Here is a 15,455-nt window from a genome sequence, read left to right as displayed (position 1 = left end):
CATGGCGCTGAAGCTTCACCACCTGCGCCCCGCCCCCGGCGCCAAGACCGCCAAGACCCGCGTGGGTCGCGGTGAGGGCTCCAAGGGCAAGACCGCCGGTCGCGGCACCAAGGGCACCAAGGCCCGCTACCAGGTGTCCGCCGGCTTCGAGGGTGGACAGATCCCGCTCCACATGCGTCTGCCGAAGCTGAAGGGGTTCAAGAACCCCTTCCGCGAGGAGTACCAGGTCGTCAACGTCGAGCGCATCGGCACCCTCTTCCCCGAGGGTGGCGCCATCGACGTCGACGCGCTGGTCGCGAAGGGCGCGGTCCGCAAGGGCCAGCTGGTCAAGGTGCTCGGCGAGGGTGACCTCTCCGTGGCCGTCCAGGTGACCGCCCACAAGTTCTCCGGCTCGGCCCGCAGCAAGATCGAGGCCGCCGGCGGCAGCGCGACCGAGCTCTGAATGACGCTCTGACGAGACGACGGCGAGGTTCGTGGCCCTAGCGGCCACCGGACCTCGCCGTCGTTCGTCGTCCGGCCCTCGCAGGCCGCGGCCCGTCCCGGGCGCCCGCCCCACGCGTGGGGTGCAACGACCGGGCAACGGCCGATCTGCGAGAACTGACTGTTAGAGTCGCCGAGGTCCCGCCAGGGGCCCACGATCGAGGAGGACACCCGGTGCTCAGCGCCTTCGTCAACGCGTTCAAGACGCCTGACCTTCGACGCAAGCTGCTGTTCGTGCTCGCCGTGATCGTGCTGTTCCGGTTCGGCTCGACCCTGCCGGCCCCCGGCATCAACGTGAGCAACGTGCAGCGCTGCGTCGACCTTGCCTCGCAGGGCGAGAACAGCAGCCTCTTCGCGCTCATCAACGTCTTCTCCGGCGGCGCGCTCCTGCAGCTGACCGTGTTCGCGCTGGGCATCATGCCCTACATCACCGCGAGCATCATCCTGCAGCTGCTCGTCGTCGTCATCCCGCGGCTGGAGGCCCTCAAGAAGGAGGGCCAGTCCGGCCAGGCGAAGATCACGCAGTACACCCGCTACCTGACGCTCGGCCTCGCCGTCCTGCAGGCCACGGGCATCGTGGCGCTCGCGCGCAGCGGCCAGCTGTTCGGTGGCGTCGACTGCGGCCAGCTGCTCTACCGCCCCGACAGCATCCCGGCCTTCCTGCTGATCGTCCTCACCATGGTCGCGGGCACCGCCGTCATCATGTGGCTCGGCGAGCTCGTGACCGACCGCGGCGTCGGCAACGGCATGTCGATCCTGATCTTCACGCAGGTCGTCGCGACGTTCCCCGGCGCCATGTGGCTGATCAAGGAGCAGAAGGGCTGGGCGACGTTCTCCGTCGTGGTGCTCGTCGGTCTCGTGATCGTCGCGGCCGTCATCCTCATCGAGCAGGCGCAGCGTCGGATCCCGGTCCAGTACGCGAAGCGCATGGTCGGGCGTCGGATGTTCGGCGGCTCCTCGACCTACATCCCGCTGAAGGTGAACCAGGCCGGCATCATCCCGGTCATCTTCGCCTCGAGCCTGCTGTACCTGCCGGCGCTGTACGCGCAGTTCCGACCCGACGGACCGGGCGCGGTGTTCATCACCGACCACTTCGTGCGTGGTGACCACCCGTACTACATGATCACCTACTTCGCGCTGATCGTGTTCTTCGCCTACTTCTACGTGGCGATCACCTTCAACCCGGAGGAGGTCGCCGACAACATGCGCAAGTACGGCGGCTTCATCCCCGGCATCCGTGCCGGCCGTCCGACGCAGGACTACCTGGCGTACGTCCTGAGCCGCATCACGGCACCGGGCGCGGTGTACCTGGGCTTCATCGCCCTGATCCCGATGGTGGCCGTGGCGCTGCTCGGCGCCAGCCAGAACTTCCCGTTCGGCGGCACCTCGATCCTCATCATCGTGGGCGTCGGCCTCGACACGGTGAAGCAGATCGAGAGCCAGCTCCAGCAGCGCAACTACGAAGGGTTCCTGCGGTGACTCGTCTCCTCATCATGGGTCCGCCCGGTGCCGGCAAGGGCACCCAGGCGGCGACGCTGGCGCAGCGGATCCAGGGCGCGCACGTCTCGACCGGCGACATCTTCCGGGCGAACGTGCAGCAGCAGACCGAGCTCGGCCGGACCGCGCAGCGCTACATGGACGCGGGGGAGTACGTGCCCGACGAGGTCACGAACGCCATGGTGCAGGACCGCCTCGCCCAGGACGACGCACGCGAGTCCTTCATCCTCGACGGGTACCCACGCACGCTCGAGCAGGTCTCGACCCTCGACCGGATCCTCGCCGACCTCGGCTCCGAGCTCGACCACGTGCTCGTGCTGACGGTCGACCACGAGGAGCTGATCGCCCGGCTGCTGAAGCGGGCCGAGACCAGCGGGCGCGCCGACGACACCGAGGACGTCATCCGGCACCGCCAGGAGGTCTACATCGCAGAGACGGCGCCCTTGCTGCCGGTGTACCGCGAGCGTGGCCTGCTGCGTGAGGTCGACGGCATGGGCACGGTCGACGAGGTCGAGGCGCGCATCGACGCCGCACTCGGCCTCTGACCCGAGGCCGGGGGAGACCGTGTTCGGTCGCGGCATCGAGATCAAGACGCCCGAGCAGGTGGCGCTCATGCGCCGCGCCGGACTCGTCGTCGCGCACGCGCTCGAGGCGGTCCGCGAGACCGTCGCACCCGGGGTGACGACGGCCGAGCTCGACGCCGTCGCGCACGACACCATCCGCGCACACGGCGCGACGTCGAACTTCCTGCACTACGGCGCCGAGCCCGGCGTGCCGGGCTTCCCCGGCGTCATCTGTGCGTCGGTCAACGACGAGGTCGTGCACGGCATCCCCGGGTCGCGGGTCCTGCGCGAGGGCGACGTGGTCTCGATCGACTGCGGCGCGATCGTCGACGGATGGCACGGCGACTCCGCCGTGACCGTCACCGTCGGCGAGGTCGCCCCCGAGGTGCAGCAGCTCGTCGACAACACCGAGCGGGCGCTCTGGGCCGGCATCGCCGCGGGCGGCGTGGGCCGACGCGTCGGCGACGTGAGCCACGCGATCGAGCGCAGCGTGCGCTCGGCCGGTGACTACGGCATCGCCGACGGCTACACGGGGCACGGCATCGGCACGGCCATGCACCAGGCGCCCGACGTGCCGAACGTCGGGCGAGCCGGCAAGGGTCCGCGCATCGTGCCCGGTCTCGTCCTGGCCGTCGAGCCGATGGTCACGCTCGGCTCGGCCGACACCCGCACCCTCGACGACCACTGGACGGTCGTGTCCGACGACGGGTCCTGGGCCGCCCACTGGGAGCACACGGTCACCTGGACCGCCGACGGCGCATGGGTGCTGACGGCGCTCGACGGCGGGCGTGCGCGGCTCGCCGAGCTCGGTGTGCCCTACGCGGGCGACGACGCGTCGTAGCCGTCGCGGTTCAGCGACGCGGCGCGGCGACGACCGGCGCGGTCGTGCGGGTCGAGGCGATCGTGCGGGCGACGTAGCCGCTGCGGCTGCCCGTGACCGTCACGTGGATGCGCTTGCCGCGGTCGGCGGCCACCGGGCGGTAGGCACTCCCGGTCGCGCCGGCGATGAGTCGGCCGTTGGCGTACCAGCGGTAGCTGAAGGTGGCCACGGGGGACCACGCCGGGGTGCTCGCTCGCAGCACCGCACCCACCTGGGCCGCCCCGGAGAGCACTGGCCGGTGCACCGTCCTGAACGCCACCGGTGCCGCCTGGACGGGCGGGGTGGTCCGGCTCGACGACAGCGTGCGGGTGACGTAGCCGTCGCGCGTGCCCGTGACCGCCACGCGGATGCGCTTGCCGCGGTCCGCGGACGTCAGGCGGTAGCTGGTGCCGGTGGCGCCGGGGATCGGGCGGCCGTCGGCGAACCACTGGTAGGTGAAGGTGGCGACCGGCGACCAGGCGTCGGTCCGGACCTGCAGCGTGGTGCCCACCTGGGCCGGACCGGACAGCACGGGCTGCGCCGTCGTGCTGAACTGCCCGGGCGCGACGGCGTCGGTGGGCTGGGACGCGACCTGCGTGGTCGTGTAGGCGGTGCGCGAGCCGGTGACGACGACGTGCAGACGGTGCCCTCGATCGTCCGGGGTCACGGTGTAGCGCGCCGTCGTGGCGCCGGCGATCGGGGTGTCGTCGGAGAACCACTGGTAGGCGAGCGTGGCCGTCGGCGACCACGCCGCCGTGCTCGCGGTGAGGACCGACCCTACCGCGGACGTGCCCGCGACGACCGGTGCCGGCGCGAGGTCGAAGACGCCCGGGGCGACCGGGTCGGTCACGGAGGCGGACTCCAGCACCTGCGTGTTGTAGCCCGGACGCGAGCCCGTGGCGACCACGCCGATGCGCTGCCCGAGCAGGCCGGCGTCGAGCGGCAGGGTGCTGCTCGTGGCCCCGGGGATGATCTCGTCGTCGGCGTACCACTGGTAGTCGAGCGTGGCCGCAGGCTTCCAGGCGGGAGCGGACGCGACCAGCTGGGCGCCCACGCGCTCCGTGCCCGTCAGCGTCGGTCGTGCGGTCGTGCCGAAGTCGCCCGCCGCGATCGGCTTGGACGTGCGGGCCGAGGTCGAGGGCGTCGCGGGGTACCCGGCGCGCCGCCCGGTGACGACGACGTGGACCTTGCGGCCGCGCTCGGCCGCGGTCAGCCGGTAGGTCGACGCGGTGGCCCCGCGGATCGGCGTGCCGTCGGCGACCCACTGGTAGGTCAGGGTGGCCGTCGGCGACCAGGAGCCGGCTCGCGCCGTCAGCAGGCTGCCGACCTTCTCGGCGCCGGCGAACGTGGGTCTCGGGGCCGAGGTGAAGCGGGGGGTGACGTCGGGGTCGGCGAAGTGGATGAAGCCGTCCGGCCAGCCGGACCCGGACTTCGTGATCCGCCGGTGGTCGAAGTCGCGACCCCAGTTCGACTCCGAGACGATGATCTCGGTGGGGGAGGCGACCCGCTCGACGTACGCGACGTGGTTGCCGGTGCGGCCCCACCAGGCGACGGAGCCGACCGCGGGCGTCGCGTCGGTGATGGAGGCCATCGTCGTGCCCCAGTCGCGGGCGTTGCCGACGCCGGAGGCCGGACGCCGGTTCGGCATGCCGTTGGTGGTGACGAGGCGGTACGCGACGTAGTTCGTGCAGTTCGTGCCGCCGTACATGTTCCAGTAGCTCGTGCGCTGGTTCTGCTCGTAGCCGTGGTGGTCGTACCCGGCGCGCAGGCAGTTCGCGTAGCCCGAGCACAGCAGGGTCGAGGCGGCCTGCGCGGTGGGCGCAGCGGCCAGCGTCCCGGCCACCAGGACGGCGGCGAGGGAAGATAGCAGCGCTGAGAGCACCCGGGAACGCGACACGCCGAGCAGCGTACGGGATTTCGGGGGCGCGTGGGACCTGTGTGACGGAAGTGGTCGCTGTCAGGACCTCGCGGACGGTCGCGCAGGCGGTGAGAGGGTGCTCGCCCACGCCGGGGACCCCCATGGACTGCTTAGGGTTGCCTAGCCTATGCTTCAAGCACGGGTCGGCCGACCCGTACGGTCGGGGTGGACGAGAGGCAGACATGACGATCATCGAGCCGGACACCTCCTCGTTGTCGCGCCTGCTGCGCGACGGCTCCCGACGTGAGCACGAGTCCGCGGAGGGCTCGGCCTTCATGAGCGAGCTGCTCGCCGGCCGCGTGTCGCCCCGCGGGTACGCGGACTACCTGGCACGGCTGCAGCGGGTGTACGCGGCGCTCGAGGCCGCCGGGCGGGCGCTCGCCGGGCACCCGGTGGTCGACGCCGTGCTCGACCCCGCCCTGGAGCGGTCGTCGGCGATCCTCGACGACGTCGCGCACTGGGGGACCGGCCACGCGGCGACGCCGGCGACCGACGCCTACGTGGCGCGGATCGAGACCACCCGTGACCACCCCGCGCGGTACGTGGCGCACCACTACACGCGGTACCTGGGCGACCTCTCCGGCGGTCGCGCGATCGGTCGGGTGCTGGGGCGGACCTTCGACCTCGACCACGACGGGCTCGCCTTCTACGCGTTCGCCGACGTGCCGAAGCCGAAGCCGTACAAGGACGCGTACCGCCAGCGCCTCGACGCTCTCGACCTCACTGCGCAGGAGCGGCTCGACGTCCTCGCCGAGGTGCGCCTCGTCTTCGGGCTCAACGAGGCGCTGTTCGCCGAGCTGTCCGCGGACCTCGACACGTACCGCCTCTGACGGGCCGCCTGGCGCGAGGCGTCCCGCGTCCTGGGCTCAGGAGTGGTGCTCCTGCGTGCAGCACTTGACGCTGCCGCCGGCCTTCAGCAGCTCGCTCACGTCGACGGGGACCGGCACGTAGCCGCGCTCCTCGAGCTGGCGAGCGAGGGTGCGCGCCTGCACGGGGACGACGACGTGGCGTCCGTCGCTCACCGCGTTGAGCCCGAGCACGAGGGCGTCCTCCTCGGTGCACTCGACCGCGTCCGGGAACAGCTCGCGCAGCGTGCGACGGCTGTGCTCGGAGAACGCCGACGGCAGGTAGGCGATGTCGGCCGGGGCGTCGCCGTTGCCGTCGTCGAGCACGGCCAGGGCGGTGTCGAGGTGGTAGAAGCGAGGGTCGACGAGCTGCAGGCTGACGACCGGACGGTCGAGCACGCGGGCCGCCTCGACGTGCGCGTGCAGGCTCGTCCGGAAGCCCGTGCCCGCCAGGATCATCGAGCCGAGCACGAGGAAGTCGCCCTCGCCCTCGTTGGTCTGCGTGGGGTCGGCGACGGCGACGCCCTGCCCCCGGAGCCAGGCGGCGTGCTCGACGGCCTCGGCGGCCCGCTCGGGGTGACGGAACCGAGCGCCGTACGCGCGCCCACCGACGACCGTCGCGCCGTTGGCGGCGAACACCATGTCGGGCAGGCCGGGCACCCCGTCGAGCACGTGCACCCGGTGGCCCAGCGCGCTGTATGTCTGGCGCAGCACCTCCCACTGGACGAGCGCGCGCCGGCGGTCGACGGCGACCCCCGGCCGCATCCACGCGTTGATCGCGTAGGTGACCTCGAAGTGGGTCGGTGCGCACATGAGGTACGTGCGGGTCCGGGCGGTCCGGGTGACCTGGCGCGCGGGTGAGGGACTCGCCGGGACGTGGGTGGCGGGACGGGTCTCGAGCACGGTCACGGTGACCTCCTGGATCAGTGGCGTCACCCCTGCGACGCAACGAATCCATCGTAGTTCGCCGCTCTGGTGATCCGAGAGTTCGAAACTGCGCGTCCTTGCGCAGGAACCTGACGTTCTGGGGCCAGGGGCGGCGATTCGTTGCACCATGGGTCCATGGACGACGTCGACCGCCGGATCATCGACCACCTCGTGCGCGACGGCCGGGCCGGCTACGCCCGGATCGCCGCCGACGTCGGCCTGTCGGCCCCGGCGGTCAAGCGTCGGGTCGACCGGCTCGTCGCCGACGGTGTCGTGAAGGGCTTCACCGCGGTCGTCGACCCCGACCTCATGGGCTGGGCCGTCGAGGCCTACGTGGAGGTCCACTGTCGCGGCACGATCACGCCCGAGGCCCTCGGGTCCGCGTTCGCGAGGATCCCCGAGATCCACGCGGCCGCCACCGTGTCGGGCCAGGCCGACGCGATCCTGCGGATCGTCGCGCGCGACGTGCGCGACCTGGAGCGGGCGCTCGAGCGGGTGCGCACCGAGGTCGACAACGTCGACCACACCGATACCGCGATCGTGCTGTCGCGCCTCATCGACCGCTACACCGGCTGATCGCCGCTCACGTCGGCGGCCGGACGCCGAGCGCGCCGACGTTGTTCTCCAGCCTCATCGGCCCATCCTCACGCGCGTCGGCGGTGCGGTGCCAGCGCCCGCCGACCCTCGATTTGAAACGAGTGCCCCGACCGACGTAGACTTCCCTGTCGGCCTATGTCGGGCGCATCGACCCCTGCCCTCGTGGTTCACCCCTCGTCGGAAGCGGCTCCTCGGAGTCGCGGGTCCTCGCGCGTGCCCGGGCCGTCCCTGACGATCAACCGAGAAGCTGAGGTCCATGGCGAAAAAAGAAGGCGTCATCGAGATGGAGGGTGCTGTCGTCGAGGCACTCCCGAACGCGATGTTCCGGGTCGAGCTGGCCAACGGTCACAAGGTCCTGGCGCACATCAGCGGCAAGATGCGCCAGCACTACATCCGCATCCTCCCCGAGGACCGGGTCGTGGTGGAGCTGTCGCCGTACGACCTCAGCCGTGGACGGATCGTCTACCGCTACAAGTGATCGACACGTCGGGAACGACACCGTCGAGCACGCCACAACTGCACACCGAACACGTTCAGACTGAAGAAGAGAGAGCTTCTCGATGAAGGTCAACCCGAGCGTGAAGAAGATCTGTGACAAGTGCAAGGTGATCCGTCGCCACGGCCGCGTCATGGTGATCTGCGAGAACCCCCGGCACAAGCAGCGCCAGGGCTGATCGCACTTCTTCACCGCGACCCACTGAACATCTGACGGCTCCCGACGCCCCCTGGAGACAGGACCGGCGGCGGGTCACCCCCGGCGCAGAGGCCGGGGCCCGGCTCAGGACCCCCAAGGAACGGGTCCTGGAGGCAGCTGGGGCGCCTCAGGTGACGACACCTCTGCCGTACCGGAAGGAACTGCCACCATGGCACGCCTCGTCGGAGTCGATCTCCCGCGCGACAAGCGCATCGAGATCGCACTCACCTACATCTTCGGCGTCGGGCGCACCCGCGCCACCGACACCCTCGCCGCCACCGGCATCAGCCCCGACCTGCGGGTCCACGAGCTGACCGACGACCACCTCGTCGCGCTGCGTGACCACATCGAGGCCAACTACCAGGTCGAGGGCGACCTGCGCCGTGAGGTCACGGCCGACATCCGTCGCAAGATGGAGATCGGTTCGTACCAGGGCCGTCGCCACCGTGCGCACCTGCCCGTCCGCGGCCAGCGCACGAAGACCAACGCGCGCACCCGCAAGGGTCCGAAGCGCACCGTCGCCGGAAAGAAGAAGTGATCTAGATGCCTCCGAAGAACACCGGCGCCAAGAAGGTGCGCCGCAAGGAGAAGAAGAACGTCGTTCAGGGCCAGGCCCACATCAAGAGCACGTTCAACAACACGCACGTGACGATCACGGACCCCTCGGGCGCCGTGATCGCGTGGGCCTCCGGCGGAACCGTCGGCTTCAAGGGCTCGCGCAAGTCCACGCCCTTCGCGGCGGGCATGGCGGCCGAGGCCGCCGGTCGCCAGGCGATGGAGCACGGGATGAAGAAGGTCGACGTCTTCGTGAAGGGCCCGGGCTCGGGTCGCGAGACGGCGATCCGGTCGCTGAGCGGCGTCGGCATCGAGGTCGGCACCATCTCCGACGTCACCCCCAGCCCGCACAACGGCTGCCGCCCGCCCAAGCACCGTCGTCTGTGACGGACGCGAAGAACTCAGGAGTCTGAATCATGGCCCGTTACACCGGACCTCTCACCAAGAAGTCGCGCCGCCTCGGCGTCGACCTCGTCGGTGGCGACGCCGCGTTCGAGCGTCGTCCGTACCCCCCGGGCATGCACGGTCGTGCCCGCATCAAGGAGTCGGAGTACCGCACCCAGCTGCAGGAGAAGCAGAAGGCGCGCTACACCTACGGCGTCCTCGAGAAGCAGTTCCGCAAGTACTACGAGACCGCTCACCGCAAGCCGGGCAAGACGGGTGACAACCTGCTCATCCTGCTCGAGAGCCGTCTCGACAACGTGGTCTACCGTGCCGGCCTCGCCCGCACGCGCCGCCACGCGCGTCAGCTCGTGACGCACGGTCACTTCGTCGTCAACGGCGTGAAGACGAACATCCCGTCCTTCCAGATCAGCAAGCACGACATCATCGATGTCAAGCAGAAGAGCCTGGAGTCGACGCCGTTCATCGTCGCGCGCGAGACCCACGACCGGGACACCGTTCCCGGCTGGATCGACGTCGACGCCGACCGCGGCCGCATCCTGGTGCACCAGCGCCCGGTCCGCGAGCAGATCACCGTCCCCATCCAGGAGCAGCTGATCGTGGAGTACTACTCCAAGATCTGATCGACCTGTTCCACCGAGCCGGCTCTTCAAATAGCGGGAGAGCCGGAAAGGAAGTTCCATGCTCATCGCACAGCGCCCCGTCCTGACCGAAGAGGTCGTCGCCGACAACCGTTCGCGGTTCGTCATCGAGCCCCTCGAGCCCGGCTTCGGGTACACCCTCGGCAACTCGCTGCGCCGCACGCTCCTCAGCTCCATCCCGGGCGCGTCGGTCACGTCGATCAAGATCGACGGCATCCAGCACGAGTTCTCGACCGTCCCCGGCGTGACCGAGGACGTCACCGAGATCATCCTCAACCTGAAGAACCTCGTCGTCTCCTCCGAGCACGACGAGCCGTTCGTCATGTACCTGCGCGCGCAGGGCCCCGGCGTCGCCACGGCCGGCGACATCGAGGCCCCCGCGGGCGTCGAGGTCTACAACAAGGACCTGCACATCGCCACGCTGAACGAGAAGGGCAGCCTGGAGATCGAGCTCGTCGTCGAGCGCGGCCGCGGCTACGTCTCGGCGGTGCAGAACAAGACCGGCGACGAGGAGATCGGGCGCATGCCGGTCGATTCGATCTACAGCCCGGTCCTCAAGGTCACGTACAAGGTCGAGGCCACCCGAGTCGAGCAGCGCACCGACTTCGACAAGCTGATCATCGACGTCGAGACGAAGTCCTCGATCCTGCCGCGCGACGCGATCGCGTCGGCCGGTTCGACCCTTGTCGAGCTCTTCGGCCTGGCCCGTGAGCTCAACGTCGAGGCCGAGGGCATCGACATCGGCCCGTCGCCGGTCGACGAGCAGCTCGCCGCCGACCTCGCCCTGCCGATCGAGGAGCTCAACTTCACGGTCCGCTCGTACAACTGCCTCAAGCGCGAGGGCATCCACTCCGTGGGTGAGCTCATCACGCGCTCGGAGCAGGACCTGCTCGACATCCGCAACTTCGGCTCGAAGTCGATCGACGAGGTCAAGGCCAAGCTGGCCGAGATGGGCCTGGCCCTCAAGGACAGCCCGGCCGGTTTCGACCCGTCGGCCGTCCTCGACTCCTACGACGACGACGCCAGCTTCGCCGAGGACGAGCAGTACTGAGCTGCTCGCTCATCGACCGTATTACTGACCTGGAGACAGACACATGCCCACGCCCACCAAGGGAGCCCGCCTCGGCGGCAGCCCGTCGCACCAGCGCCTGATCCTGGCGAACCTCGCGACGGCGCTGTTCGAGCACGGCCGCATCACCACCACCGAGGCCAAGGCCCGCCGTCTGCGGCCCTACGCCGAGCAGCTCATCACGAAGGCCAAGACCGACACGGTGGCGAACCGCCGCCAGGTCGTCAAGGTCGTGCGTGACAAGAGCGTCCTGCACACGCTGTTCACCGAGATCGGTCCCGCCATGGCGAGCCGTCCCGGCGGATACACGCGCATCACGAAGATCGGTCCGCGCAAGGGTGACAACGCCCCCATGGCCGTCATCGAGATCGTCGAGGAGAAGTCCTTCACGGCGCAGGCGACCGCTCCGGCGACGAGCAGCGCTGCTCCGGTCGAGGAGCCGACGGCCGAGGAGACGCCCGCGGTGAACGCGGCCGACGACTCCGCCGAGGTCGAGACCGACGTCGTCGCGGGTGCGCCCGCCACGGAGGCCGAGACCGAGCCGGCTACCGAGACCGAGGTCGAGGCAGCTGCCGAGGCCGTCGAGGGTGCGACCGACGAGGACAACACGAAGGCCTGACCCCAGGTCCCGTCACGAGGGCCCCCACCGCACCTGCGGTGGGGGCCCTCGTGCGTACGTACGGGGAACGGGACGAGATTCCCGATACTGGTCGGGTGAGCGCTCGGCTGCCGATAGGGTCGGGCCGGGCGTGTCACTCGGGGGCGCTCGTCGTCTGCACCGAGGAGTCGTCGTGGTCAGGTCCGGAGTCGTCATGCTCGCCACCGGAGCGGTGCTCGCAGCACTGCTCCCCGCCACGGCGGTGGCCGCCTCGACCACGCCGACCAGCCCGGCGCCGGTGGCCGCAGCCGCGCTGGCCGAGGCTCAGGAGCCGTCGGCCGAGCCCGAGGCCGTGGGCATCATCGTGCAGAGCACGGCGTCGCAGGAGAAGGTCGAGGCTGCGGTCGCCGACGCGCTCCCGTCCGACGTCGAGGTGCGCGACACGGTCGACGGCGCCGCAGGCCTGTCGCTCGTGGAGCTCGACGGAGCGCTCGAGGGTGGCACGGCCAGCGCGGTCGCCGACGCGATCGAGCAGCGCGGCGACGTCGCGTTCGCGACACCGAACTACCGGGTGCAGGCCTTCTCCACACCGCCCGTCTCGACCGACGACCCGTACTTCGTCGACCAGCACAACCTCTGGGACCGCTCCCGGTCCAGGGGTGGTTACAGCGTGCGCGCCCCGTCGTTCTGGCAGACCACGCGCGGCAGCAGCGACACCGTCGTCGCCGTGCTCGACACCGGCATCGTGGCGAACCATGCCGACCTCGCGGGGCAGCTGGTCCCCGGCTACGACCTGGTGACCGACGAGTACGTCTGCCCGACGGGAGCGCAGACGTGCCACACGCGCGGGACCTTCACCAACGCCGACGACGGCGACGCGCTCGACCCCGACCCGTCCGACCCGGGTGACTGGATGGACGCGTCCTGGGCGAGGAAGTGCGGCGCGCCGAAGGGCACGAGCTACGCCAGCTCGTGGCACGGCACCCACGTGGCCGGGATCGTCGCGGCCAGAGCGGACAACGGACGCGGCACCGCCGGCGTCGCGCCTGGCGTCCGGGTGCAGCCCGTGCGCGTCCTCGGCCACTGCGGGGGCGACACCTGGGGCATCATGCACGGCATCTACTGGGCGGCCGGGGCCGACCTCGGCACGGTGGAGGACAAGGAGTTCGCGGGCACGCCCGTGAACCCGACGCCGGCGAAGGTGCTGAACATGTCGCTCGGCAGCACGATGCGCACGGACGCGCAGCGGCGGCAGGCCTGCAAGGCCTACGCGAAGCCGCTGGCGTTCGCGCGGTCGCGGGGCGCCACCGTGGTTGCGGCGGCGGGCAACGACAGCTTCACCAAGAACGTCAGCGCCAACCTCTCGGTCCCGGCGGCGTGCCCCGGCGTGGTCTCGGTCGGCGCGACCAGCCGCACCGGGCACCGGTCGTACTACTCCCAGGCCGGCTCCACCGTCGACCTCTCGGCACCGGGTGGCGACACGATCATGGACGCGCGGAGCGACGAGAGCGACGGCCGGGGCCACGGCGGCATCTGGTCCAGCCTGATCACCGCCACGACCCGCCCGAACACCGGGTACGTCTCCCGCCAGTACGAGGGCACCAGCATGGCGGCTCCCCACGTCGCTGCGGCTGCGGCGCTGCTGTACTCCCAGGGCGCGACGTCGCCCGCCAAGGTCGAGGAGACGCTCAAGCGGTCCGTCAGCCCCTTCCCGGCCCGCGACAAGCGGTTCGCGTCGGTCGTGGTCAGCGACGGGCGGAAGAACTACCGGCTGTTCGACCTGAACTGCACGACGTCGCGCTGCGGCACCGGGATGCTGAACCTCGAGCGGTTCGCGCCCCGGACCGGTGGCACCGCCACCGTCGGGCGGACGGTCTCCTTCGAGGGCTGGCAGACCAGCCGCAGCGACGTCGCCTACGAGTGGTTCATGGGCGATCCCACGCAGGTCCTGGGCCGGGGCCGGACCTTCACCGTGCCGAACTCGGCGCTGGGCCGTTCGCTGGCCGTCAGGGTCACGGTGCCCGGCCAGGGCGACACGATCGTCGGCACGCCCACCGTGGGCAAGTCGACCAGCACCACCTCCACGGCGCTCGGGACGTCGGTCTCGCGGACCAAGCGCGCGACGCTGAAGGTGCGGGTCTCCGGCCCCGTGGGCGCGACGGGCACCGTGCAGGTCTACGACGGCCGCCGCCGCGTGACCACCGTGACCCTCTCGCGCGGCCGGGCGACGGTGCTGCTGCCGCGGCTCTCGAAGGGCCGGCACACCATCAAGGCCGTCTACGCGGGCAGCTCGCTGCTCAAGGGCTCGTCGCGCGCCCGGACGATCACCTCGAAGTAGGTCGGGTCCTCAGCCCCGGCGCACGGTCAGCACGCGGAACCCCTTGCTGCTGGCCGTGCGCTCGGTCGGCCAGCCCTGGCCGACCAGCCAGCGCTGCAGGCTGTCGGCACCCAGGTTCCTGCCCACGACCAGCCGGGCGTGGCCGTCGTCGGCGAGCCGGTCGAGCCAGTGCAGCAGCAGCGCGTGCAGGGCGTCCTTGCCGATGCGGATCGGCGGGTTCGACCAGATCGCGTCGAACCTCAGGTCGCCGGGCACGTCGTCCGGTGCGGCGACGTGGACGCGCGCCCCGTCGTCCGCCGCCAGCGCGTCGGCGTTGAGCCGGGTGAGCTCGCGGGCCCGCTCGTTCACGTCGACCGCCCACACCCGCGCCGAAGGCGACGCCGCCGCGACGGCGCACGCGATCGGGCCCCAGCCGGACCCGAGGTCGAGGACCGTGCCCGTCGGCGGGTCGGCGGACTCCAGCAGGATCCGCGTGGCGTGGTCGAGGTGGTCGCCGGAGAACACGCCCGTGCTCGTGGTGCAAGTGAGCCGATGCCCCCAGGCCTCGACCGCGACGGTGCGGCGCTGGTCGGGTCCGTCGGGACGGTCGTCGAAGTAGTGGCCGCTCACGCGCACCATCCTCCCAGCGGCCCCGGGGATCGGCTCAGCAGTGTCGCGAGACGTGCCCACGGGCACCACGCGGCAGCACGTCGCGGTCGCGCAGCTGGATGGGGTGCTCGCCCGCGCGCTCGCTGCAGGCACGGGCGTAGGCCCGGCGGCCGTTGTCGGTGTACTCGACCTCCACGACGGCCGAGCCGTACACGTCGGTGTAGGCGGCGCACTCGCGGTACACCTCGCACTCCTCGGCCACGGCGAAGTCGAAGCCGAGCGCCCGGCCGTCCAGGTCGGGGGTGTTCTTCTGGGCGATCGCCAGCCCGGCGTCGTGCGCAGCGCGCACGAGGGCGCGTGCCGTCGCCTCCGTCTGGCGGCGTGTCAGCAGGCCCTTCGACCGCGTCCACGCGTCGAGATTGTCGGGCTCGACCGCTGCGTAGCCGTCGCGGGCACAGGCTCGGAACCAGCGGGCGACCACCGCGACGATGGCTGCCCGACGTGCCGCGGTGCGCTGGTCCAGCAGCACCTCGTCGGGCCAGCCGGGATCGCGCACCAGCCGTCCGCCCTCGCGCAGCAGCAGCGTGGGGTGGTGCTTCTTCCACCAGCCCAGGTCGCCCGGCTGCGTCTGGAAGGCGTTGACGTAGCAGACCGAGTACCGGTCCGGGTCGACCGGAGCCGTCCGGTCGCGGACGACCACGGTGACGTCGTCGGCCGGTCGGTAGGCACCGCCCAGCTGGTAGTCGGCGACGGCATCGGCCGGGAACGGCCGCACCTCGGGCGGCGCCTGGTCGGCGGCCGCGGAGCACGCCGACGCGACCAGGACGGCAGCGACGAGCAACAGGCAGAGCCGCAGGGCGCGCGCACGGGACGTCACCGTCCCA

18 protein-coding genes are annotated in these 15,455 nt (G+C 71.0%); 14 read left to right on the top strand and 4 right to left on the bottom strand.

Going from position 1 to position 15,455, the window contains the following annotated elements; translation table 11 throughout:
* Window position 1 precedes the first annotated feature (1 nt).
* The 4 genes from rplO (at window position 2) to map (ending at window position 3,381) form a co-directional block, all read left to right on the top strand.
* Entirely contained in the window at window positions 2–442 is a 441-nt protein-coding gene (rplO, locus tag Aeryth_RS13560) for a 50S ribosomal protein L15 (RefSeq protein ID WP_067859765.1), read from the top strand.
* Window positions 443–654: 212 nt separating this feature from the next.
* The gene (gene secY / locus Aeryth_RS13555) at window positions 655–1,959 is read left to right on the top strand and encodes a preprotein translocase subunit SecY (RefSeq protein ID WP_067859763.1); all 1,305 of its coding nucleotides are present in this window, start codon (window positions 655–657) and stop codon (window positions 1,957–1,959) included.
* Window positions 1,956–2,522 (top strand): adenylate kinase, encoded by a 567-nt coding sequence (locus Aeryth_RS13550; protein WP_257721379.1) that lies wholly within the window; start codon window positions 1,956–1,958, stop codon window positions 2,520–2,522. Before secY ends, Aeryth_RS13550 begins: the two co-directional genes overlap by 4 nt.
* A 19-nt stretch (window positions 2,523–2,541) precedes the next feature.
* Window positions 2,542–3,381 (top strand): type I methionyl aminopeptidase, encoded by an 840-nt coding sequence (gene map, locus Aeryth_RS13545; RefSeq protein WP_067859759.1) that lies wholly within the window; start codon window positions 2,542–2,544, stop codon window positions 3,379–3,381.
* A gap of 10 nt (window positions 3,382–3,391) precedes the next feature.
* Here the strand turns inward: map and Aeryth_RS13540 are convergent, their stop codons facing one another.
* Window positions 3,392–5,296: a CHAP domain-containing protein gene (locus tag Aeryth_RS13540; RefSeq protein WP_144433792.1), complete on the bottom strand. Its 1,905-nt coding sequence runs from the start codon at window positions 5,294–5,296 to the stop codon at window positions 3,392–3,394.
* A 203-nt stretch (window positions 5,297–5,499) separates the two neighbouring features.
* On the opposite strand from Aeryth_RS13540, the gene Aeryth_RS13535 reads away from it, so the two are divergent.
* The gene (locus Aeryth_RS13535) at window positions 5,500–6,147 is read left to right on the top strand and encodes a biliverdin-producing heme oxygenase (RefSeq protein WP_067859755.1); all 648 of its coding nucleotides are present in this window, start codon (window positions 5,500–5,502) and stop codon (window positions 6,145–6,147) included.
* Between the two features lie 36 nt (window positions 6,148–6,183).
* Here Aeryth_RS13535 and ddaH read toward each other — a convergent pair whose 3' ends face one another.
* Window positions 6,184–7,071 carry a dimethylargininase gene (gene ddaH, locus Aeryth_RS13530; protein WP_236749744.1) on the bottom strand — a complete coding sequence of 296 codons (888 nt, stop codon included), beginning with the start codon at window positions 7,069–7,071 and terminating at the stop codon, window positions 6,184–6,186.
* A gap of 153 nt (window positions 7,072–7,224) precedes the next feature.
* On the opposite strand from ddaH, the gene Aeryth_RS13525 reads away from it, so the two are divergent.
* The 9 genes from Aeryth_RS13525 to Aeryth_RS13485 all read left to right on the top strand — a co-directional run bounded on the left by Aeryth_RS13525 (window position 7,225) and on the right by Aeryth_RS13485 (window position 13,983).
* On the top strand, window positions 7,225–7,665 hold the full coding sequence (locus tag Aeryth_RS13525) for an Lrp/AsnC family transcriptional regulator (protein ID WP_067859753.1): 441 nt from the start codon (window positions 7,225–7,227) through the stop codon (window positions 7,663–7,665).
* Window positions 7,666–7,942: 277 nt separating this feature from the next.
* On the top strand, window positions 7,943–8,164 hold the full coding sequence (infA, locus tag Aeryth_RS13520; RefSeq protein WP_007078610.1) for a translation initiation factor IF-1: 222 nt from the start codon (window positions 7,943–7,945) through the stop codon (window positions 8,162–8,164).
* 82 nt (window positions 8,165–8,246) lie between these two features.
* Complete coding sequence (gene rpmJ, locus Aeryth_RS13515; RefSeq protein WP_008361054.1) at window positions 8,247–8,360, top strand: 50S ribosomal protein L36; 114 nt, start codon at window positions 8,247–8,249, stop codon at window positions 8,358–8,360.
* Between the two features lie 189 nt (window positions 8,361–8,549).
* A complete protein-coding gene (gene rpsM / locus Aeryth_RS13510) occupies window positions 8,550–8,918 on the top strand; it encodes a 30S ribosomal protein S13 (protein ID WP_067859750.1) in 369 nt (122 codons plus the stop codon).
* A gap of 5 nt (window positions 8,919–8,923) precedes the next feature.
* The gene (gene rpsK, locus Aeryth_RS13505; RefSeq protein WP_067859747.1) at window positions 8,924–9,322 is read left to right on the top strand and encodes a 30S ribosomal protein S11; all 399 of its coding nucleotides are present in this window, start codon (window positions 8,924–8,926) and stop codon (window positions 9,320–9,322) included.
* A 29-nt stretch (window positions 9,323–9,351) separates the two neighbouring features.
* Entirely contained in the window at window positions 9,352–9,960 is a 609-nt protein-coding gene (gene rpsD / locus Aeryth_RS13500) for a 30S ribosomal protein S4 (RefSeq protein WP_067859744.1), read from the top strand.
* A gap of 58 nt (window positions 9,961–10,018) precedes the next feature.
* Window positions 10,019–11,029, top strand: a complete 1,011-nt coding sequence (locus Aeryth_RS13495) for a DNA-directed RNA polymerase subunit alpha (RefSeq protein WP_067859737.1) — start codon at window positions 10,019–10,021, stop codon at window positions 11,027–11,029.
* Window positions 11,030–11,072: 43 nt separating this feature from the next.
* Window positions 11,073–11,666, top strand: a complete 594-nt coding sequence (gene rplQ / locus Aeryth_RS13490; protein WP_067859735.1) for a 50S ribosomal protein L17 — start codon at window positions 11,073–11,075, stop codon at window positions 11,664–11,666.
* 172 nt (window positions 11,667–11,838) lie between these two features.
* On the top strand, window positions 11,839–13,983 hold the full coding sequence (locus Aeryth_RS13485) for a S8 family serine peptidase (RefSeq protein ID WP_144433791.1): 2,145 nt from the start codon (window positions 11,839–11,841) through the stop codon (window positions 13,981–13,983).
* A 9-nt stretch (window positions 13,984–13,992) separates the two neighbouring features.
* On the opposite strand, the gene Aeryth_RS13480 is transcribed toward Aeryth_RS13485, so the two are convergent.
* Both Aeryth_RS13480 and Aeryth_RS13475 read right to left on the bottom strand, forming a co-directional pair.
* Window positions 13,993–14,601 (bottom strand): class I SAM-dependent methyltransferase, encoded by a 609-nt coding sequence (locus Aeryth_RS13480; RefSeq protein WP_144433790.1) that lies wholly within the window; start codon window positions 14,599–14,601, stop codon window positions 13,993–13,995.
* A gap of 25 nt (window positions 14,602–14,626) precedes the next feature.
* Window positions 14,627–15,448: an endo alpha-1,4 polygalactosaminidase gene (locus Aeryth_RS13475; RefSeq protein WP_067859727.1), complete on the bottom strand. Its 822-nt coding sequence runs from the start codon at window positions 15,446–15,448 to the stop codon at window positions 14,627–14,629.
* Window positions 15,449–15,455: the final 7 nt, after the last annotated feature.

The organism is Aeromicrobium erythreum (assembly GCF_001509405.1).
Classification (GTDB): Bacteria; Actinomycetota; Actinomycetes; order Propionibacteriales; family Nocardioidaceae; genus Aeromicrobium; species Aeromicrobium erythreum.
Note: the sequence above shows the minus strand (reverse complement) of the source record. Positions and strands in the feature narration are given on the sequence as shown.